A 21,935-nucleotide genomic window follows, 5' to 3' on the forward strand; every position below is an offset into this window, starting at 1 on the left:
TATGAAACGTTATCAAATCACGGTTTCAAATTATGACTAACAATAAAGAAATTAATAATATGCAAACCAAGGTAGATTATTGCGAATTTGATCAAAGACTATTGGCTGAAACTGTGCTACTGGAAAATTGGTTTATTGACAAGTTTTTCATTGAACGAGGATTAGAAATTGGTGCCGAAATTGAGTTTTTTCTTCTCGATAAGAACTATGATCCAGCACCAGAAAATTTAAAGTTTATTAATTTAGTTGCAGAACCTTATTTAATTTGCGAAGTAGGCTCGGCGCAGCTTGAAATTAATTCTGACCATTTCAATTTTGGCTCTGATTGTTTAACTCGCCTGCATGAAAATATTCTTAAATATTGGCAAAAATGTTGTGAGCTCGCAAGACAAAATAACTATCATTTGGCCTTGATAGGATCTTTACCCACAGCAAATGAGAAACATCATCAACTGAACTTCATGACGAATAAAAAACGCTATCATCTCCTTGATTCTTGTATGGCTGAACAACGAGGTGGCAGGCCAATTAATATTAATATCGAGGGTGTTGAACGACTTATATTACAGCCAAAATCAGTAGCGATGAATGGACTTGTTTCAGCTTTTCAGATGCATATGCAAATTGGTTTGAGTCAATCTGTACGTTATTACAATGTAGCCCAAGCCATAGCAGCACCTGTTCTAGCGCTTTCTTGTAATAGTCCTTTTTTCTTTGGTAAACAGGTTTGGAGCGATACAAGAATTGCTACCTTTGATCAGGTGATGACCCTGCAGCATTTTGACAAAGCGCGAGGGTTTAAATGTTGCTTATTTGGTTTAAACTATCTCAAAGACTCATATTTTGAATTATTTGAGCAAAATTATCAGTTTTTTCCACGTTTGCTACCGGAGATTGCACCAGATTTTCCTCCAGAATTAATGTTTCATGTAAAGCGACAGAATGGTGTGATCTACAGATGGAATCGGCCCGTCATCGATTTTAATGTACAAAATCAACCTCATTTGCGTATTGAGCACCGTGGGCCAGCAACTGGACCTACAGTAATTGATATGGTTGCTAATGCAGCTTTCTTCTATGGGCTTTTAAATTACTTTGTTGTACAGGATACCCCTATTGATTACTTACTCCCGTTCCATTTTGCCAGGAAAAATTTTTTTAATGTGGCGCGCTATGGACTGGATACACAGCTCAAATGGTTTTTAGGAAAGGATATTTCCGTATGTGAATTAATAAAGGGACTTATCCCTCTGGCAAAAAAAGGGTTACAAATTTTTGATATACAGGCTACTGATATTGATTTATACCTCGACTTAATTGAGAGAAGAGTGAGTGCAAAGGTCAATGGCTGTAATTGGCAGTGTCAGTTTATTAATAAATACGGAATGAATTTCCATAACATGATGTCCGTTTATTTAGAAAATCAATATCAGGAAATCCCTATTTCAGAATGGAAAATTTAGGATCAAAGAATGGAAATTAAGCACAACATAAATTTTAAAAAAATACCTTTTTTTAAAGGATTAACTTCTGAAGAGGTTGCATTTATTCTTCCATTTATGGAAGAAAAGAAATTTGCTCAAGGAAAAGTTATTTTACCACAGGGAAGTCATGGAGGAGATTTATATTTAGTTATATCCGGTTTTGTTGCGATTGATATTATTCTTCCTGGTGATTATCAAAAACGTTTAGCAACTCTAGGACATAATGAACTTTTTGGAGAAGTCACTTTTCTTTCTAATGCTTTGGTGACGGCAAGTGTGATTGCGATGGAGCCTTGTTCATGCATTATTTTTCATCATGATTTGCTCGAGATGCTACGTACTTCAAAGCCCGAGATTGCCTTTAAAATTGAGAAAAAAATCGCTTATCAATTAGCAAATAAAATAATATCAAATATTAATAATATTCTGAAGATATTAAACACGATACCGCAAGACTTACAAGTACTATCGGAACATTCGCTTTATTTAGAGGCCCCCTCAGCAAGTCTAAAAGAACTTGAAATTAACAGTTTGGATTTTAAACATCTCAGAAAATTAAGTTTTTTTAGGCATATGTCTAAAAAACAAATCTTGAAATTACTGCCTTTAATGAAAGCTCAAAGCTACGATCGAGGCTACCGCTTTTTATCAAATGAGAGCAATCTCAATAAATTAGGGATTATTTATTCCGGAGCAGCCATGCTCTTTATTAAAGAAAATAACCAATTAAAAAAGTCTATCGCTATTTCAGGAATAGGTGAGATGTTTTTACAAAATTTTATTTTTACTGAGTTTCGTCAAGTAGCTGATTATGTGACCTGTGAAAAAAGCATCATTTTAGAGCTGGATATGGATGTTTATAAGGAGCTTAAGCATTTTCACCCAGATATATTTTATATTATTAGTGAAACGATAAATCGAGAAATTGCTGGTTCTGTTTATATTACTAATCGTCAGTTCGTAAGAATTAATAGTGAGTACAATAACATACTTTCTTGAGGATGTTCGAGTAGGTTATTAAGGAGAAACTATGTGCAGAGTGCTAATGTACTTGGGAAAACAAGAAGTCGCAATTTATGATCTGATTTATGGTCCAGATAATTCCTTGGCTCATCAAAGTTATGCACCACTATTGATGCATCATATTCAAAATCTTGCAGGCCTTGGTTTTTGCGCTTGGGCTCCTAATTCACCTGAACCCCAAAAGCCTTTTTATTATAAAACGGCTCAATTACCATTTTTTGATAAAAATCTGTATCGATTATCACAAAAAATAAATACTAATTGTCTATTGGCTCATGTTCGCGGCGTACAATACAGTACAAAAGAAACTGTTTCAGAACAAAACGTTCATCCCTTTATGCTTGATAATGCGAAAATCGCCTTGGCACATAATGGTAGTCTTGAACAAATGTCCTTAATGAAATTAACACTTACTGACATTGTTAAGCCAGAAATTTTAGCTCAGATTAAAGGGACAACAGACAGTGAGTGGGTTTATTCGCTTTTTTTAAGCTATTTATCTGATTACACTAAAGAAATTTCCCTGAATGAAGCTGCTGAAGCTCTTATTAATACGATTAAAACCCTAAGAGAAATACGTCAAAAACTTGGCATTGAAGAAGCTTCTCCACTCAATCTTTTTGTAACAAATGGCAACTATTTGATTGTTACCCGTTTTGTGTTTGACTTTGGTTGTAATACAAGCCTCATTCACAAAGCATTTCTTGAGTATCATAGTCTTTGGGTTACTTTTGGAGAAGTCTATGGAGTATATGATGGGATGTATAAAATGCATGGTTCAGAAAAGCGAAATAATATTTTATTTGCTTCAGAACCTCTGACTAACAACCGCACAACTTGGATAGAACTACCCGAATATTCACTCACAAAAGCCTGGATTGAAGATGATGAAATTAAATTTAGAACTAGTGATTTGTATCTATAATGCCGTCCAGGAGAATAGCAATGTCCTTGCTCAAATTAGAGAATGAATGCAGGAATCTTAAAGAAACAATTATTGAGTTGCGTCTGAGACTAGAGGCTATCGATTTAGAAGCGAAAAAAGAGCTTGAACGCCAACGCATTAAACAACACCAAGTAATTAATCAATTGGAAAAAACGATTATTGAGCTTCGAATGCAGTTGGAGAATCTTTCTTTGCAAAATTTAAGAAAAACAGAAGAAATTGTGAAAATAAAAAATGATGAAATTCACCAATTACAAAAAACAATTAGAGAAATGAGAGTCTTATTAGAGAAAAACTTCATTAAATAAGTATTCTTAGTCTACAGCTAAGAAAATGCTTGAGATGACTCCTATTTTTCTGGAGAAATAGCATGGATAATACTTTGTCGATTAAAAATATGAAATCAAAAAAATTCTATAAATTGCTATTTCAAATTTATCGAGATACAGCACACACTTCCAATCTTAAAGAGATCTTAACCATGCTCATTGATGTAACTTCCTGTGTTATTGGTTGTGAACGAGGCACGATTTTTCTAAATGATCAACAAACGGGTGAGCTTTATTCTTTTATAGCCCAAGGAGATCTGAATTTTGAGATACGAATCCTGAATAATTCAGGTTTGGCAGGTTGGTCGTTTACACATAATGAATCGCTCTGTGTTGCTCATCCTGAACTTGATGAAAGACATAATAAAAATATTGATAAAATTACGGGTTTTCAAACTAAAAGCGTCTTATGTGTCCCCTTAAAAAGTATGGAAGGAAAATTACTTGGTGTGACGCAAATGCTGAATAAGATTGATTCGGAGTTTAATGATTCTGATGTGCGAATTGTCGAAGCTTTGACGGAACATGCAGCTATGGCGATTCAAAATAAATTAACAATAGAACAAATTGAAGAGTCACACAAACGTGATATGCATTTATTAGAAACCATATCCACTGTTTCTACAGAAATTAATCTTTCGGCACTCTTAGAAAAAATAATTGACACTATAACCTTAGCTCTGAATGCCGAACGAGCTACCTTATTTATTAATGATGATAAAACAGCTGAATTATATACAGAAGCAAGTATTGGTTTAAAAAAGATGGAAATTCGTTTTCCTAATCATTTAGGAATAGCAGGTTCTACATTTATAACAGGTAAAATAATAAACATTCCTCATGCTTATGTGGATCTGCGTTTTAACCCTTCTTTTGATAGAAAAACCGGTTTTTTTACGCGATCAATACTCTCTGCTCCAGTTAGAAATAAGAGTGGAAAAATAATTGGTGTTACTCAGGTTTTAAATAAAAAACACGGGGAATTTACTGTTGACGATGAATATCAACTTGTTGCTATCAACTCGCAAATTTCAATTGCTATAGAAAATGCTAAGTTATTTGAAGAAGTTCAAAATATAAAAACCTACAACGAAAGTATCTTGGAAAGTATGACAAGTACAGTTATTACTCTTAATGAGACGAACCAGATTGTCACTTGTAATAAAGCAGGGATGAAATTATTACATTTATCTAATATTGAGGAACTGATTCTTAAGCATGTTTCCATTCTTTTTCAGGATGATAAAAATAATTTAATTGAGCGAATTATGGCGATAAATAGTCATGATTCGCAATTAAATCATGATACCTTAATGGATATAGAATTGAATATTCTAGGAATTAAAATTACAGCTAATGTCAATATAGTGCCACTAATCAGCGTGAATAAAGAACGTTTAGGTGTGATTATGATTATTGAAGACATCAGCTCAGAAAAACGTATGAAGGCAACGATGTCACGTTATATGAGTTCTGATCTGGCAGAAAAGTTACTACAATCCAATGAATTTTCTCTTGGTGGGACAAATACTCTTGCGACCATTTTATTCTCAGATATAAGAGATTTTACCTCTATATCTGAATCACTCGGAGCTGAGGAAACAGTTAAGGTATTGAATAAATATTTTTCACTAATGGTCGATTGTATTCATGAAGAAAGCGGCATCTTGGATAAATTTATTGGTGATGCCATCATGGCCGTTTTTGGCAACCCTTTCCCTCATGAAGATGACCCTGATCGTGCTGTTCGGGCTGCTATTGCTATGATGAAAGCGTTAAATCATTTCAATCAGAAACGAAATAAAAAAGGGTTAGTACCAATTAAACATGGCATTGGTATTAATACGGATATGATTGTTGCAGGAAATATTGGTTCCGAAAAACGAATGGATTTTACTGTAATTGGGGATGGGGTTAACCTCGCTTCACGAGTAGAAAGTTTATGTAAATACTACGGCGCTCATATTTTAATTAGTGAATTCACTTACCAACAACTAAAGTCTACTTATAGAACAAGACAAATTGACAAGGTTATTGTTAAAGGGAAGGTAAATCCAGTTTCAATTTATGAAATTATTGATTTTCACGATAAGCACTCATTCCCAAATCAGATTGATGTTTTGAATCATTTCAACAATGGGATTGAATTTTATAATGAGGCTTTATGGGACAAGGCCATTTTATCGTTCCAGAACGCTTTAATATTATATCCTGAAGACAAACCATCCCAGCTCTATATCAAGCGTTGCAAGATACTCAAAGAGCACCCTCCTGAGCCTAACTGGCAAGGGATATGGAAAATGAAGAATAAATAGAATTCTCATTTCAAAAAGTTTGTCAAAAACTAGATACTCCCAAAAGAGATTTATTTTCTTTTGGTTCATTAGTAGCAAATTTTTCTTGTACAAACTTAACCTCTTTTTTAAACCCACTCAATTTGGCATGTAGGGATTTATCATAGCCCTCCTCACCTGCTTTATTTCTTGGTGAGAATCGGCTAAGGCCATAATTTATCTTTTGCAACAATTTCTTAGTGTCATTCTCACAAGAGCTTTCTTGATATACCTGCACAGAAGTTTGCAGTTCATCAAGGTAGTTTTGTCTAAGCTGCGCCTCAGTTTTATAACCAATACAACCTAGTGCAAAAGCAGCAATGGAGCTTAAAAAATCCTTAAACCAGAATGTATTTGCCCGCTCCTGTAGATAATTATCAAAAATAGATTTTGTCCCAAAGTATTTTGCTCCTAGGCTTGAGCGAGCGCTATCAAACTCGATTTCTTTCTTGATTTCCTTCTCATTATAATTTGTCTTAAACTCATCAAGATTAGACTCTAAGCTTATAATGCGATTCATTTTTCCCTGGATTTCAGAATCGTCACTGTTACGGAGTTCTTCTAGAGTAGTAACGAGTTCACTGCTCTGAAAGTTTATAATATCAATGTAAAGTGCTTGTTTTACTTTGACTGCTTTCTGTGGCAATTCATTATATCTTTGGATGAGTATTTTATATTCATCGATTACTTGGTTTAATTGCTTAAAGATATTTTGTTTATCTTCTTCTTTCTCCATTTCTTCAAAAAGAGAATTAGGGGCGTAAAGGCAGCTAAAGAAATCAATTTTGTTATGCATTTTGAGTATTAGTGCAAGCTCTTTTTGTACAGTAGAATCATTGTTATTACGAATCTCGATTAAAGAGGTTCCCAACTCTCCATTTGTAAAGGCCTCAATCTCTCGCAGTAACTTCTTTCGCACTAATACCATGTCCGGCTTGCAGGCTTCAATCCTCTTAACAAATCCTGAGTAGATATCATTAATTTTTAGCAATTTTTCTAAATGTTCTAGGATATTTCTTATTCGAGTAAGCTCTTGAAGCATTTGAGCAGTTGCAGCAAATTTTTCGTTCACAATAACATTTTGGAACTCACTAATTGCAGTCATGCGTCCCTCTATCTGAGCTTGGAATTGATTAATTTCTTCATACAATTGATTTCTATCGATAGAACTGGAACTTGCGATTAAAGCTGCCTTATCTAACAATCTAGCGCTATTAATCTGAATTTCTACAAGTTCTTTGATTATCAGCAGCGCCATTTGTTGGTCCGTAATTTTAGCGTTCAACATTGTGTATGTTGCGTTGAGCCCTTTCTCTTCCAAAGAGGCATACATCTGTCTTTTTAACATTTGAAGCTCTTGATACTGCTCTGGATTAATTTCTGTAGGAGGTACTGTGCTCAGAGCAAAAGAAAAAACTTTTTCCCATTCCTTTTCTAAATAGAGAATACTAGATTCTACGTGTTTCACCAATTCATTAACTGATTTTTCCTTGTGAGGTGCTTGGCTTATGGAGTCACTAATCTTTTTAAGTTCCTCTTCACTATCTTTTATTTGTGCGATGAGATCTTCATTTTTAAACTGAGAAAACTCTTTTAGTGCCTTATTAAAACTTATTTCTTTTTCCTCAATATCAGTAAGCGCATAATCAAGCTTAAGAATATCTAGTGCAAAAACCGCTTGACTATTAGCTAATTGAGAGAGCTGATGAGCCAATTTTGCTTTCTCAAACAACTGTTTTGATGGGGCATATTCAGTATTCAAGCGCTCTAATTTTTCATTTTTTTCAGCTTCTAATTTTCTTTGCTCAGTTTGCAGCTGTGATAATCGACTTTCATCTTGATGTTTTTGAGAAATAATAGTTTCATAAGACTTTTGTAGATTCCAAAGGTTATTCTCCGGAATCCATACGCTCTCTGGCTTATTCTCCGTGCCAGCAAGTTCTTTTTCAATAAATTGAATTTTGCCTTCAATGTATTCTGAGGTTGTCGATAAATCATATTCCAAATCGCTTTCTGCCAGAAAAGAGGTATTATGATTCCAGTAATCCTTGAAACGGGTAAAGTTCCAACCACCCCATGAATTTGCATTTTCTTCATGTGTATATAGTTGATCAAAAAATTGCATTAACTCTGTTGAAGAGGAGCATTCCAAACAATTAATTAACTCATTTTTAGGAATCTTAGCAGAGGGAATATAAAGTTCTGGGCTTTCATCCAAATCTTTCTTAAATTGTATTAATTTGTCCTTAGCAGCTTTTAAAAATTTCTCGCGCTCCTTTTGCTTTTCTATAAGGTTTTCGCTTGAACTTGTTTCATGCTCGATTTCCTTTTGAATTTCACTCATGTTTTTTGTCATAAATTTAAAGTGAGAATCATAGGTTTGAGTAATACTAGAAGTATCTTTAAAGTGTTTCTGGTAGTGTAGTGTATCTGCACACTCAGCATTACTCAGCTTAATTTGGGAGTCTTCTAACCCTAGAAGTGTTTCTTGGATACGACGAGTGGAGATAGTTAAAGCCTCGTCTCGGTTTAATTTGATCAAACCTCGTTCCAAGCCTTTTACTTCAAGTGTTGCTTTTTGTATTAATTCTTTAACAGCATTAATTTGGTACCCCAGTTCTTGAATTTGAGGTAATAATTTTTCTTGTTCATTCCTACGAACTTCTATAAAAATTCCTTTAAAGCGGGAATCATTAGCCTCAGAGGGCAAAGGGTTTCCTTTGTGATACCGAAATTCTAAGTCTTCTTTTTGTTGAAGCAATTGTTGTTGATACGCATCAAGCTCTTTGATTGCAAGAGTATAAGACTCTTTATCTGCTGCTAATCGCTTACTTGGTACGTCTTCCTGCGATAAAATAATGTTTAAGCTTATTGCAGGATATTCACCCCCAAGAGAAGAGGGCTTTTCAATAGTGGGTAATGCCACATCGCCTTTTTTTAATTGTTCAATATATTGTTGCAACAAAATTACCTCTTTAATCTGTGTGTAAAGTGCTCCGCTTTCCTCATTAATAAAATCTAAGATCATTTCCCTACAGAAATCGGTTTCATTGAGAAGTTTACCACCTACTTCAAAATCTGCTAATAGAGCATCCCCAATACGCTCATTGTATAATTCACTTTCTACCTTTATATCATTAAACAATCGGGTCCATTCCCGTTTGGCTTCAATTTCATCGTTAAAAGCTAAAGCTCGAATAAATGGCGACGTCTTAATCATTTTAGGAAGCTTCATTTTTTCATTATCTTCTTTCCATCCCTGATTAAATGTATCAAACTCTTGCTTTGCTACTTTTAATTCTTCAAGCTTTTTCTTCATAGCCTGGCGCATTTCTTCAAGTTTTTGATGATATTCTTCTAACTGATCTGTTTCAGTAGGCAACATTTGATTTATCGTCGTACTAACATTCAAGAAAAGCTGCTGAGCTTCGGAGTTATTATTCGACAAAACTGTCGCTTGCTGTCTCCAAAGCGTCCTTCTTTCATTTTTAATTTGTAAGTAACCTACATTTTCTTTAATTTTTTCAGAACTGGAATGGAGCTCATAAATAGTTAATCGTTTGCCCAGGATTTCTTTCAAGCCCGTCAAAAGCTGTTTAGCAGGCTCCCTTACTTCCACGGTTTTCACCATCCAAACGCTTTGAGGAACTTGGCTTAGTAGTTCTTCACTCAATGCTTTCTTTAAAAATTTTTGTAAGGCTTTTCCTATTTGATAGGTTTGATTATCAACAATTTTTGGAACCCAGGTATATTTATCCAACGAGTTAAAAGATTTAATGAGCATTTTAATATTTGTTATCGCAGTAACATACCCGTCTTTGCTTGCATTGGCAATATTAAAAACTGCCTGTAAAACTTGATTTGAATATTCTTGTAGTTGCTCTGGGGTTGCAACAGATTTAGATTTCGATGGATGATCTGGCCAAAGATCCAAATTTACAAACCACTGTTCTGAAAGCTCTTCTCTGAAAAGTTGGGTGTTGATGACTAATGAGCTTCCCTTATTAATCTCTATTAATTTAGTTTCAAGATCCTTTATTGCATCGAAGATATCACTCATTTTACCACCTTTCGTATTTAATCAACGGATGCTCCCTGCCTCCCCAAGTTTCATTTGTTTAATATTCTAACATCAAACACTATTAGAATTGCGAGTAATTTATGAATCATTCGGATTAAAAAAAAGCACCCGTGTACTGCACATATAGGCAGGGTGAATGACAATAATTTTTGTCCCTACACTTTTAGCACTGAAGATTTCTAGAAATAAACACCAATTTTGGCTGATACAGTATCAGAGGTTCCACCTGTACCCAATGTTGGTGCATTTACAAGACCCGGAGGAGCTGCTCCATTAGCAAATTGATCAACTCCATAATCAATTTCATGCCTATATTCAATACTTTCAACAGTATCTTTCCAAAGAGAAATGCTAAATACACCGATAAAACGATGTTGAGGTAAATTTAAGGCGAGTGCCTCTTTAGTCCACTGGTAGCCCACACCTACAGATGAAGGTTTGTTGAAGGTTTTAAAGGTCATATCTATTTCTGTTTGCAGTGCCTGTGGTTTTGCACCACGTCCATTAAAACTTAGATCCTGCGCTCTAAATGCTTGTGTGGTACCAACCCATTCTGCAGCAAAATTGAAGCGGTCATAAGCCATATTTCCATAAACATCCACAGCTTGGGTTTTTCGTACGGATTCATTTCCATTAAGCAAGGAACCAAAACCACCAAAGGTGCCTGGATTAGCTGCCGTACTTTGCATTCCGGCTGCATCATCAATAGAGCTAATATAACTTGTTCCTACTTCACCTCTAATTTTATTAAATGCAAAACTATAGCCCGCGTTTACCCCACCTACTCCAGTTCGTCCTAGAGTCGTATCACTTCTATAAATATAAGTTGCAGCAAAAGGTCCCGTATCTCCTTGAGACTTATAACCTAAGATGAAAGGCCTTGTTTTAGTTCGTGCTAGATTTAACGTTAATGGAGCGCTGATCATAGAACTAGAGTAACGTCCAAAAGGTACATATAATTGCCCAGCTGTAAAATAAAAAGGAGTCTTATCTAAGTTTCCAATGTTCACAAAACCCATATTCAGATTAAATGCCGAATTATTGACTCTAGGCCCTACCTCTGGTGGGCTTTGATCATAGGCAATTGCAATATATGCCTCCACATTTTGGTTAAGAGCGGCCGCAACATCTACCTCACTTGAGCCTAAAGTCAAATCAACATTGCTATCGCCAACATAGTTACTATTGAGCATTCCTACCGGTTCTGCTTTACCACTGAGTGCAATTATAGGTCTTTCCGGAATAGGATAGCCCATGTTTTGATAGTATCGATACATACGTCGACGTTGTTGCATTAAACGAACATCACGATTAATACTTGAAATATTCACTATATAGTCTGATCCATCAAATGCAGGTCTAGATCCTAGGTAAGGGGATGCAACGACTGGAGTCCCTGCAATGTAACTAACTACTCGCTCATCTGCGACTAACGCTGTCGGATACAATCCAATGAACTCAGGATGTTCTTCTGGGGTATGTACTGTTATATTAGATGAATGATACTTAATCATTTTATGATTTTGAGGCTGTTTTTTATTTTTCTGTTTAGCAACACTTGATGAAAATTGTTGTTTGTTGATTGTCTTTTTATTTTTTTTAGCCAAATTATGATCCTCTTGCGCAACTAATTGCTTTTGCAATGCATTAAGTTGAGTTTGTAATTCTTGGGTTTGCTTTTGTAATTGCATGATTTGATGCTGTAACTTTTGCTCTTGTCCTGCATAAAGTGTTTTTGACAAACAAACCAAAGCCAATATCATTTTTTTATACATCATTAGGGTACCTCTACTTATTATTTTTACTTCTACCTCACGACACATGAAGTTATTTATTTGTCATAACAAGATGATGTGTCACATGCCCTCAAAAATCTAATTGACCAACTCATTAATTAAAAAACGCTCTATTGGAGATCACTTCAAAGTAACGAATCCTAACACAAATGAAATTGATAATCATTCTCATTTAGAAAAAAATATTATTTTTTGTTCCTAAAGAAAACTAGGTTTTATAATGAACATTAAAAGACAACACAGGCTCTCAGAGCTACATCTCAAAAAGAAATTTTCCTCACCAGCATTCTAAATTTTGCTATAACTATAATAGGACTTGATAGACACTTAGATACTAAAGCCAGGAGCAGTTATGGAAAGCCCAGAATTAATAAATCGCTATAAAATTGATATCATGGATGCTCTGTATAATCGCAGAGCGGTACGTCATTATTTATCTAAGAAAGTAGATTCAGAAATTATTCATCAGCTTTTAGATGCAGCAGTACATGCTCCTTCAGCACTTCACGAAGAATCCAGGGGATTTGTAGTCATTCAGAATAAGTCTTTATTAGATCGTATTTCAGAAAGCGCAAAGCAATTAACGATGGATGAAAAAAAGAAAAAATTTGACTTACAAGAAGAGCATATTTTGCAGGTAGTGCAACAAGAGGAATTCAATGTCTTTTATAATGCACCTACTTTAATTGTTATATGCAGCACTTTTAAAGGAACATTTGTTAACGCTGACTGCTGGCTAGCTGCTGAAAATTTAATGCTTGCGGCCCTTACTTATGGTCTTGCTACTTGCGTTATTGGTTTTTCAGTGCCAGCACTAAATTTACCAGAATGGAAAAAAGAGTTGGGAATACCTAAAAAAATGACCGCCGTAGTTCCAATTATTCTTGGCTGGCCATCAAGCCATACATTACCTACCTCTCATAAGCCCCCTCTAATTTTAAACTGGAAATAGCATCAACGGTCATAGGATGCAATGAAATGTAGTATGGCATTGATTTAAAAATGAAAATAAAGGATTAAATAATAATTCAAATGTACCTCTTTTAATGCAAAAAATGAACGTACTTTGTTTATTTTTATATTAAATGATGCATATAATGGTTCATTGTGTCAATATGAGGCAACTACTATGGACAGTAAAATTGAAAAACAATCATTCACACTGACAATGCTAGGAACACTCACTGACTTTTTTCCTGACTTAAAAAAGACCCCCAAACCCACTCCTTATACAAAAGGAGCCAAAGTAAAAGATTATCCTAAAGGAGAAACGTTAAGTGTGGTTTCTGCTTTAATTAAAACAAATACACCTGCTAAAACAACAAAAGTAGACGCCAAGAATCCTTATCCCTTTCAAGCAGATGAAATTACTGTAATTAATGGACCAAAAACTGATGGGGCCAATGTAGGAGAGAAAATTGCCTTGGGTCTTGCTGCAACTCTACATGCAATCAGCCGCGGACAGACACAAATCAATATAATCGCTCATAGTAGAGGTGCTGTTGAATCAATTTTAATAGCTCATGAATTAGAAGCCATACAAAAAATTATTGATACATGCGCTACTTTGGATGAAGTATTAAAGCAATTAACCGAACAACAAACCAAAAGACGCAAAGGAACTCCGACCAATAATACGCCAGATATTATTGAACCGCTAAAAGCCCAAATTAATCTAATCCCCAAAGACGAGCAAGTACAGTGGTTTAATAAACTAAAAACATCGCTACCTAATACCTCAATAAATCTTTTTGGTATAGATCCTGTTCCAGGAGACTGTTTCCCTATTACTTGGTATGACGAGCGATTTTTTATATTACCTGAAATTATCAAAAATACTGAATTAATTTATTATACAAACGAACACTCTGATTGGGGATTTACTCCGATTTTTCCTGAAATAGTCACTAAAGAAAAACAAAATTTTGTTCGTTATTCTATGCCAGGACATCATGGAACAGGTTCAAGCGGAAATAATGGCTCCCAACTGGGAATAATAGTTTCCCCTGATGGCTATAAAACCACCCATGTCCAAAAATTAATGATTTATAAGCTACTTCATTTCTTAAGAAAACAGGGTGTCGAATTTAATGATGGCATTCAGATTTTTAATCAACATAGCGCTTTAGGCAGAAAATATTTGGGCAGCCCTATTGAAATGGATCTAATCAATATATCCGCACTCGATTTTCCTACTATTCTACGAACACTTTATGCAGCAATTGCCAAAAATCAAATAGGTTATGATGCTTATAACTCAACCCATTATTCCTACATGGGGCTCATCAATCAACGTAGAGCCCTGCTCAAAGGACATATCTATGGTCTTTTCAATGATATCTTTGTCACATACTCAGGTTATGTTAATGAAGAACATGCATTATTAATGCAGACACATTTTTTTAAAATTTTTGGTCTTGATACTGAAAGAAAAAATCCTGCTGAGATGATTAATACTGCAAGCTTAATCTTAGAAGAAAATATAAAAAAAATAGATCATAAAGAAGCATCTATTCTAGATTATGAAATTACTCGCAAAAATGTGTTGGAAACATTTGGTATAGTGATTCGTCAAGTAAGCCAACAATACTTAACTGAAGATTGGTGTCCCATTGAAAAGCAAAAAGAAAAAGAAACTCTGTATGAAGCTATTATTAATATTTTGACTAAATTTAAAGAGCTCTCTGCATCGGATAATTCAACGATTCAACAGTTTGTAGCGGAACTTCTACTCTTAAGTTTCACCAGTATAAACCATACCCTGATTACCCAATCTCAAGGTTTAGAAAAAGACTTTAATTACCTACAAGAATCAATGGATAATCACTTAACTCATTTTTTTAGTGCATTATTGATGCAATTAAATCACGTCGAAAATAGCTCATTAATAGCTCTAAATGAAATTATAAATTCCGAAGAATATAAAACACTCCCCAACTATCCTTCCGAAATTAAAATAACCCATATCTATAATAAACTGACAGGGAATGGCCTGGAAAAATACAGCCTAGAGCAACTCATCCAAAGCTATGAAGAACAATTCGCTGATGCTATTGAAGATTTTGCAAAGCTATACCAACAAATTCAGACGTTTATCCATGACTTGGCAGCCTTACGAAGTATAGTTCCTAGTGATAAAATTGAAGTTGATGAACTGGATTTGTTAAAACTCGCTAATGGATTAATCGTAACCGCTGCGGAGCGTTTTTATAAAGACAGACCTCAAGCTCTTCCTCCTATTGGTGAAATAGGTTCATTCTTACAATTAGCAGAACAACATGCTATTGAACATTTTGGTGTCATTGATCGCAGCAAAAAAAATCAAGGTTCAGAAACAGTAGCAGCAGAAACAAGTAGCGCATTTTCAAGAACCTTTTCTTTTTTCTGGAGCCCCGTATCAAGAATGATATATGGTACTCAACAAGCTACTCCCCCTTCCCATGGAGAAATCACTACCAAGACAGATATTACTCCTAGTCCTACATAAGGCAGAGGATGAGAATGAATGTATATGCTTAAGCAAACCCTGGTTTGAAATAGGGTTCGCTCATATTGAGGATTATTTTAATTTACTTTGGAGACAATTGTTCAGACAAATCATTTTGCATTTTCTCTACCTCAGGAACAAAAGGAGCTTTAGTGAGTGCAAAGAGTGTAAATTGAGATTGAAAACCAAATGATTTTCTTACCGAATTAGTAGCACTAATAAATACATTAGCAAATGATTTTGAAAGATTGGTGAGATAATCCCCCCATCCTAATTCTTTTTCTAATAAATACTCGGCATTATTTATTGCAGTGGTTGTTATATCCATAAATACTATTTTTGCTTGCTTTTTTGTCATCGTTGCATTTGCTTTATTGATTTTATAAGTATCAGTCGCCTCAGCTAACTGAATTCTTAATTGTTCAGCTACGTTTAACGCATTCTGATTTTTTTTAGGAGCATTTCGCAATTCAGCCACTTTTTGGGCAAAATTGTCATAAATTTTCACTAATAAATCATGTTCATTAATTGGTAATGATTGCACAGGCTCTTCTGTATGAATCAATCGAATTGAAGGCAATGGTTGATTTTTTTCTAATAGATCAATCATATTCGAATCAAGTTTGAAATCTTCAGAACTTACTCCTCCACGCCTATTTCTGTACTCAACTACTTGAGTGACTAATTCATTAAAAGTCTTAGTTTCTCTAGGTATTACCACAGGTAAAATCTCATTGCGTCGCTCTCTAAGAGACGCTAATTGTTCTTTGATATGGCTCAATGTTTCTGAAGATGGCTCATCTATCTCAAGTTTGGGTATTACTATTTCCTCTAAATATCGTAAACAATTCAATCCCCACTTGATTGAGTCTTCTAATGGTCTAAAATGTCCTGCAAATACAGCATTAGTCATATGTGCTAAACTGACTAAGTGGCCCTTTGCTGCAGCTTTTTGCATATAATCAAACCTTCGTTGCGAAAGGATTGGATCATTCTTAGAAATTAAATTAAGTGCGTAAAATTCGCCTCCAGTTGTGGCTTGCTCTTCAATCTGAGAAAATAGATGGGATTGTTTGTTGATAACATCTACTGTTACAAAAGAACCTTTATAAATTTTACTCAAGTCCAGAGCTATTTGTTCCAAACTATCATGAACTTCTAAAAAACGTACGCTACTGGGGTCTAAAGAAGGTGCTGGTCTATTTAGTCTATCTAATCGATTAATTAATCCATCTAGTTGATTGCTTTTTATATTGAGATCTGCCAGCAAAATATCAATATCTGAATAAACAAAATTGACATCAAAAGTAAATTCTACTTTTTTATCCAATAAGTAGCGTTGACGTTTAATGGGATCTGATAAAACTTCGTAAGCTTGCTGTATTCTTTGAAATACTATCCCAGCACGCTGACTATCGCCATTTTTATCTGGGTGAAACTCTGTCGCTAATTTTCTCCATTGGCTTTTTAAACCATCTAGACCCAATTCATTAAAAGAATGCTCACTTATTTGCAAAGCAGCAAAATGATCCATGCTTTTAACTTCATTATTGTCTTCCAAGTAGTAACTAAATTTATCTGTCATATTTAGGCTTTTAAAGTTAAATGAGCATCAATTATACCCTTGCTGATCACTAATTACAAATTATGTATTATTTTAGATCCAAAAACTAAGAAACTACGTCAATAACATGTCCAATTGTGCTTTGAGTCTGTACTCGCTTTACTTAGAATTACACATATTGTCTAAAGCATTATGTTTGTTATTAGGCTTTATAGGGATTTATTTGATAACACAGTCCGATAATAGAAGAAATTTTTAGTACAACAAGTTCTCAATGAAATACAAAAAGATAAGCAAAACTTTAAAATATTTTAATTTAAAAGCAATCTTTGTCCATTAACCTGCTCAATTTCAACATCTTGTTTTGATTGACTAATTTGACCTATAACACCCAGCGACGCTTTAGTTAAATTCTCGACTTCTTTAAGACCATTTACTGTATGAATTGCCCATTTCCCTGTTACCCCAAGCGTTACAAGTTGGTTGGCAACCCTACTCAGTCCTGTTGTCAGTAAGTTAGTTGCAATAAAAGCGGCTCCAATTAACTCTCCTGTCGATGGAGCCGCTCCAAATCGAAAAAGGTTATAAAGTATCGTTCCCAAATTTTTTAACGCAAGAGGAAAACTAACAACTAAAGACACATAGGATGAAGCTAAAGCAATAGGAGTCATAATAGGAGCTAATGGGGGAATAAACGATAACGCAGTTGCGCCTATGGCAATAACGGTTGCGGTAACAGCTACTTTAGAACCCCAATTTTGCAATGTATTCACTAATGTAGAGAAACTTCTTGAGGGTTTTTGTGCGTATTTAAAGTTCAAGTCATTAATTTGATAGTAAAAAATTTTAGTCTTGGCCAAACTTTCCTGCAATCTAGAAACATCGACTTGCTTATTTGATTCAGTGTTTACCGTAATTTTGATTTGTTGATAAATTTCAGAAAAAAGTTCATCAAATTTTTTTCGACGACTCAATACATCGAATCGAGAGGACTCTATTGTCAAACCTTCTTGTTCGATCAATTTGTTAATATCAGTAAGTATCTTTGTAATTTTTGGATTAATTGATGTATTTTTACATTCTCTTAAAAAATACAAACATGCTGATTGTGAAAATAATAATTGACCAAAAAGAATAATACTTTCTAACTGTTGCAGCTTTTGATCACGAACTGTTTTGTCTTTTTCTTGTTTCATTTTTTCCCGAAGTTGGGCAAGAGCTTTCTTCTCAGTCTCTTCAAAATCCACTTTGGTTTTTAGTGTAGAAATTCTTAATGGTTGAGCAAGAACTTCTGGACCAAAAACAGAATGAATTACGTGAGGGTCTACTTGAGGAAAAAGTGTGTGCAGCTGCAAAGCAACTTCTTTTGCAATGGCATTATATTCATTTCTGTTCAATTTTTCGTGCATTTTGGTAGGAAAAATTAAAATTTATTTAATATTAATCAACTTGATCAATATAATACAGGTTACTCTGCATGACAAGTTAATTCCATGAAGTGACAATTTGAGAAATTATTACGCTATATGGAATGATTTTAGTATCGATTTTTTAAGAAAAATCCGTGACTAATTAGGGTGTGGAACTCAATGGTCAACGTGCCCTAATCGTCAAGAATATTTACTCGCTATTCATATTGCCAATTTTTTCTCAATACCGTGCTTTTAACAAGTTCAATTCTACGACGAACTTTTTGTTCAGGACGGGCTCTATATGAAATCCCTTTGAAAAAATAATCTTCGCCTTCAGGAGATTGCTCAGAAAAAAAATAGTTAAACACACAACATCGAGGTTCGTCACTCGTCACTGTATTTACCGCATGCCAAGAGGAGCGATTTGTTTCCATAACAAGCATTCGATTAAAAAAATTAGGGACAACAATACGATTTTTGATAGTGCAGTCCCATAATTCATAATTTCCACCATTTTCAACCTGCCAATTAGGAGATACATAATAAAGGACATTCACTGTTCGATAGTATTTATTATCCACATCATGCGAGAGATCCAAGTGAGGATTAATGTAATATCCTTTGAGTAGTGTGCTAATTCCACCAGCATAGGGTGAAGGATCAGGAATTTGGTTTTTAATCTCTGTTATATCTTCAATGACAGCAACAACTCTAGGATCTTGCATCGCTAAGTTAATATCTTGTAATATACTAGGAACATCCCTTAAGTGACTGTATTTCAACTTTAATTTCCCAGAAATACTTAATAAACGCATTTGCGCTGATTGGGGAAAGTTAGCATATATTGTCTCAGCCATTTCAGTTGGAAGTAGATTATCAAGAACAAAATGTCGGGCAACCTTTATATGATGCTCAAGAAAAAATTGTTGTTTTAGATGCTCCTTAGTTTCATTTAATCTCTTTAAAATCAGATCTGTTAATTCATTTCTTATATTACTTACCATGTTTAATTCTCTATGTCTTGACACATATTGATTATAGCCAGCAATTCCAGAATTATTTAAAATAGACTTTCATATTGATAAGAAATTATCGCAGCTTTATAATTTACTTTTAATAAAATAGGAAAATAAAATGGAGCAGTTAAAATCCTATTTCCTTCAAAATACGACACTTAAAACTGAAATCATCGCTGGTATTACTACTTTTTTAACAATGGTGTATATAGCATTTATTAATCCAGCGATACTCCATGATGCCGGTATGGACCAGGGTGCCGTGTTTACTGCTACTTGTCTTATCACCGCTTTTGCATGTTTACTCACAGGAATAATTGCTAATACCCCCATTGGTATTGCTCCAGGTATGGCATTAAATGTCTTTTTTTCTTATACAGTAGTAAAAGGAATGGGGATACAATGGGAACATGCCCTAGCCATTGTCTTTCTTTCAGGAGTCTTATTTATTTTCGTATCACTCACAAGCCTAAGACGTCTGCTTATAGAGGCGATTCCTTATAATTTACAAATCGCTATCTTAATTGGTATTAGTTTATTGATCGCTCTTATTACCTTAAAAAACAACCAAATCATCGTTACTGATCCCCATCATTTGATGCATCTTGGTGCAATGAATCGCCCTGAGAGCGGATTATTTTTTTTGGGATTTTTGCTCATACTCACCTTAGACTATTTTCAGATACCAGGTGCAATTATTATTGGTATTCTTAGCATCACGACTTTGAGTTTATTAACAGGATTATCAACCTGGGAAGGATTAATGGCCATGCCCCCTTCGATAATGCCCACATTTTTAAAACTTGATTTTTCTGGACTAAACACTATTTTAGCAATGAAGGCGATGTTTACCTTTTTTTTAATTGCTGTATTTGATGCTACAGGAACTTTAATTGGTTTATTAAATCCTACATTATTTAAACAACAAAAAAACTATGCCAAACGTTTAAGTAATTGTTTGACTGCCGATGCAGTGGCCTCTGCAATGGCGGGCTTGTTAGGCTCCGCAAGTACTTCTCCCTACATCGAATCTGCAGCAGGAATAGAAGCAGGTGGACGCGGTGGATTAACAGCAATAATCATAGGAATAGGTTTTATTCTCATGCTATTTTTCTCCCCTTTAGCAAAGATGATTCCTAATTTTGCTGTAGGCCCTGCACTCTTGTACGTAGCTTGTTGTATGATGAAACATTTAACTGATATGAAGTTGCCAGATATTAGTGAAACAGCTCCTTGTATGGTTACTATCATGATGATTCCATTTACTGCATCTATAGCTGATGGAATTGGCGGAGGTATTATTCTTTATACCCTATTAAAGTTGTTAACTCGGCAAAAAATTAATTTTTTACTTTTTATATTAAGTTTTGTGTTCATAATCTTTTTTCTTATCAGTTAGGCCAATACTATGACCATCAAATGTTCCGTATTTATTGCTACCAGCTTAGACGGATTTATTGCACGAGAAGATGGATCTATAGATTGGTTGCTCAATGCGAATTCTCTTGCGCCTGAAGGAGAGGATGGCGGTTATAAAGCGTTTATTGCTACAGTTGATGCATTAGTGATGGGAAGAAAGTCGTTTGAGAAGGTATTATCATTTAATGAATGGCCATATGGTGCTCTTCCCGTGGTCGTCATGAGCAGTAAAAATATTCAGATACCAAAGCATTTACAAAATTCTGTTTCTTCTTCGTCGGAAGCCCCTACTGTTTTAGTGCAGCGTTTAGAAAACCAGGGATTCAAACACCTTTACATTGATGGCGGTATTACTATTCAAAATTTTATCGCAAATCATCTTATTCACGAGTTAACAATAACTTTAATCCCTATTTTATTAGGTTCTGGCTGCCCGTTATTCGGTCCTCTGACTCAGGATATTGAATTGGATCTCCTTAAAACAACGAATTTCGGCCAGTTTGTTCAAACAAAATATCGAATTAGCACATAAGGTTGTTGACGGAATAATATCATTAGTGTAGAAATTACGTTTAGTGCGCCACTATTTAACAATAAAGTCGTATAGTGAACACTCAAGGAGTTTTTTAACGGAGGCCATAATGAAATTTTTTGATAGAAAAACCAACACACTATTTATTACTGATGGAAAAACAAGCGTAACTAATTTATCAGATAATCAATTAATACAAATATCTGAACCCCAAACAGACGAACCTTTATTTTATAAACTTCGCCGACAGAATGCGTGCCTACTAAATAGTCGTTCCGAAAAACACTTCGTCAGCAATAGTACAAGTCAAGAATACTTCGGTAATTACGATCTCGATCATCCCAGTAATAAAGATCTTGAAGAAGTTCAAACTATTATTTGTTGTCCTTAGTCGCAGAGAGAGTACTATTTAATTCCTTAATTCCGCTGTAGAGCATCAAGAAAAATGATTCGCACAATACAAGTTTATATGCGAATAAACTAAGAATAAACAAAAATAGGCCTACAGCAGAA

Annotated in this window: 15 protein-coding genes; 10 read left to right on the forward strand and 5 right to left on the reverse strand. The window is 34.6% G+C overall.

The features are described from left to right. The first annotated feature begins 32 nt into the window (after positions 1-32). The 5 genes from Lsan_RS01365 to Lsan_RS01385 all read left to right on the forward strand — a co-directional run bounded on the left by Lsan_RS01365 (position 33) and on the right by Lsan_RS01385 (position 6,097). Positions 33-1,463, forward strand: a complete 1,431-nt coding sequence (locus tag Lsan_RS01365; RefSeq protein WP_058512749.1) for a glutamate-cysteine ligase family protein — start codon at positions 33-35, stop codon at positions 1,461-1,463. A gap of 9 nt (positions 1,464-1,472) precedes the next feature. Continuing rightward, the gene (locus Lsan_RS01370) at positions 1,473-2,483 is read left to right on the forward strand and encodes a cyclic nucleotide-binding domain-containing protein (RefSeq protein ID WP_058512750.1); all 1,011 of its coding nucleotides are present in this window, start codon (positions 1,473-1,475) and stop codon (positions 2,481-2,483) included. Positions 2,484-2,514: 31 nt separating this feature from the next. Further along, positions 2,515-3,432, forward strand: coding sequence for a class II glutamine amidotransferase (locus Lsan_RS01375; RefSeq protein WP_058512751.1), 918 nt, complete (start codon positions 2,515-2,517; stop codon positions 3,430-3,432). Between the two features lie 20 nt (positions 3,433-3,452). Beyond that, entirely contained in the window at positions 3,453-3,761 is a 309-nt protein-coding gene (locus tag Lsan_RS01380; protein WP_058512752.1) for a hypothetical protein, read from the forward strand. A gap of 62 nt (positions 3,762-3,823) precedes the next feature. Next, positions 3,824-6,097, forward strand: a complete 2,274-nt coding sequence (locus Lsan_RS01385; protein WP_058512753.1) for an adenylate/guanylate cyclase domain-containing protein — start codon at positions 3,824-3,826, stop codon at positions 6,095-6,097. A 22-nt stretch (positions 6,098-6,119) separates the two neighbouring features. On the opposite strand, the gene Lsan_RS22800 is transcribed toward Lsan_RS01385, so the two are convergent. Together Lsan_RS22800 and Lsan_RS01395 are read right to left on the reverse strand one after the other, a co-directional pair. Beyond that, positions 6,120-10,175 (reverse strand): coiled-coil domain-containing protein, encoded by a 4,056-nt coding sequence (locus Lsan_RS22800; protein WP_237762006.1) that lies wholly within the window; start codon positions 10,173-10,175, stop codon positions 6,120-6,122. A 200-nt stretch (positions 10,176-10,375) separates the two neighbouring features. Beyond that, the gene (locus tag Lsan_RS01395; protein WP_058512754.1) at positions 10,376-11,974 is read right to left on the reverse strand and encodes an LbtU family siderophore porin; all 1,599 of its coding nucleotides are present in this window, start codon (positions 11,972-11,974) and stop codon (positions 10,376-10,378) included. A gap of 370 nt (positions 11,975-12,344) precedes the next feature. On the opposite strand from Lsan_RS01395, the gene Lsan_RS01400 reads away from it, so the two are divergent. After that, on the forward strand, positions 12,345-12,944 hold the full coding sequence (locus tag Lsan_RS01400) for a nitroreductase family protein (protein ID WP_058512755.1): 600 nt from the start codon (positions 12,345-12,347) through the stop codon (positions 12,942-12,944). A gap of 177 nt (positions 12,945-13,121) precedes the next feature. Beyond that, on the forward strand, positions 13,122-15,479 hold the full coding sequence (locus tag Lsan_RS01405) for a hypothetical protein (protein WP_058512813.1): 2,358 nt from the start codon (positions 13,122-13,124) through the stop codon (positions 15,477-15,479). An 82-nt stretch (positions 15,480-15,561) separates the two neighbouring features. Here Lsan_RS01405 and Lsan_RS01410 read toward each other — a convergent pair whose 3' ends face one another. From Lsan_RS01410 to Lsan_RS01420, 3 genes are all read right to left on the reverse strand, one after another. Then, a complete protein-coding gene (locus Lsan_RS01410; protein ID WP_058512756.1) occupies positions 15,562-17,064 on the reverse strand; it encodes a J domain-containing protein in 1,503 nt (500 codons plus the stop codon). Positions 17,065-17,354: 290 nt separating this feature from the next. Next, positions 17,355-18,440 carry a hypothetical protein gene (locus Lsan_RS01415; RefSeq protein ID WP_237762007.1) on the reverse strand — a complete coding sequence of 362 codons (1,086 nt, stop codon included), beginning with the start codon at positions 18,438-18,440 and terminating at the stop codon, positions 17,355-17,357. A 230-nt stretch (positions 18,441-18,670) separates the two neighbouring features. Further along, positions 18,671-19,459, reverse strand: coding sequence for a 2OG-Fe(II) oxygenase (locus Lsan_RS01420; protein WP_058512758.1), 789 nt, complete (start codon positions 19,457-19,459; stop codon positions 18,671-18,673). A gap of 130 nt (positions 19,460-19,589) precedes the next feature. On the opposite strand from Lsan_RS01420, the gene Lsan_RS01425 reads away from it, so the two are divergent. The 3 genes from Lsan_RS01425 to Lsan_RS01435 all read left to right on the forward strand — a co-directional run bounded on the left by Lsan_RS01425 (position 19,590) and on the right by Lsan_RS01435 (position 21,813). Then, positions 19,590-20,870 carry an NCS2 family permease gene (locus Lsan_RS01425; protein ID WP_058512759.1) on the forward strand — a complete coding sequence of 427 codons (1,281 nt, stop codon included), beginning with the start codon at positions 19,590-19,592 and terminating at the stop codon, positions 20,868-20,870. 9 nt (positions 20,871-20,879) lie between these two features. Beyond that, positions 20,880-21,422, forward strand: a complete 543-nt coding sequence (locus Lsan_RS01430) for a dihydrofolate reductase family protein (protein ID WP_058512760.1) — start codon at positions 20,880-20,882, stop codon at positions 21,420-21,422. A gap of 109 nt (positions 21,423-21,531) precedes the next feature. Then, positions 21,532-21,813 (forward strand): hypothetical protein, encoded by a 282-nt coding sequence (locus Lsan_RS01435; protein WP_058512761.1) that lies wholly within the window; start codon positions 21,532-21,534, stop codon positions 21,811-21,813. Positions 21,814-21,935: the final 122 nt, after the last annotated feature.

This window comes from Legionella santicrucis, from assembly GCF_001468135.1.
GTDB lineage: Bacteria > Pseudomonadota > Gammaproteobacteria > Legionellales > Legionellaceae > Legionella > Legionella santicrucis.

Bases quoted from the DNA above. Each gene is read 5' to 3' on its own strand.
- Lsan_RS01365 (WP_058512749.1), top strand. From the start codon at position 33: ATGACTAACAATAAAGAAATTAATAATATGCAAACCAAGGTAGATTAT.
- Lsan_RS01370 (WP_058512750.1), top strand. From the start codon at position 1,473: ATGGAAATTAAGCACAACATAAATTTTAAAAAAATACCTTTTTTTAAA.
- Lsan_RS01375 (WP_058512751.1), top strand. From the start codon at position 2,515: ATGTGCAGAGTGCTAATGTACTTGGGAAAACAAGAAGTCGCAATTTAT.
- Lsan_RS01380 (WP_058512752.1), top strand. From the start codon at position 3,453: ATGTCCTTGCTCAAATTAGAGAATGAATGCAGGAATCTTAAAGAAACA.
- Lsan_RS01385 (WP_058512753.1), top strand. From the start codon at position 3,824: ATGGATAATACTTTGTCGATTAAAAATATGAAATCAAAAAAATTCTAT.
- Lsan_RS22800 (WP_237762006.1), bottom strand. From the start codon at position 10,175: ATGAGTGATATCTTCGATGCAATAAAGGATCTTGAAACTAAATTAATA.
- Lsan_RS01395 (WP_058512754.1), bottom strand. From the start codon at position 11,974: ATGATGTATAAAAAAATGATATTGGCTTTGGTTTGTTTGTCAAAAACA.
- Lsan_RS01400 (WP_058512755.1), top strand. From the start codon at position 12,345: ATGGAAAGCCCAGAATTAATAAATCGCTATAAAATTGATATCATGGAT.
- Lsan_RS01405 (WP_058512813.1), top strand. From the start codon at position 13,122: ATGGACAGTAAAATTGAAAAACAATCATTCACACTGACAATGCTAGGA.
- Lsan_RS01410 (WP_058512756.1), bottom strand. From the start codon at position 17,064: ATGACAGATAAATTTAGTTACTACTTGGAAGACAATAATGAAGTTAAA.
- Lsan_RS01420 (WP_058512758.1), bottom strand. From the start codon at position 19,459: ATGGTAAGTAATATAAGAAATGAATTAACAGATCTGATTTTAAAGAGA.
- Lsan_RS01425 (WP_058512759.1), top strand. From the start codon at position 19,590: ATGGAGCAGTTAAAATCCTATTTCCTTCAAAATACGACACTTAAAACT.
- Lsan_RS01430 (WP_058512760.1), top strand. From the start codon at position 20,880: ATGACCATCAAATGTTCCGTATTTATTGCTACCAGCTTAGACGGATTT.
- Lsan_RS01435 (WP_058512761.1), top strand. From the start codon at position 21,532: ATGAAATTTTTTGATAGAAAAACCAACACACTATTTATTACTGATGGA.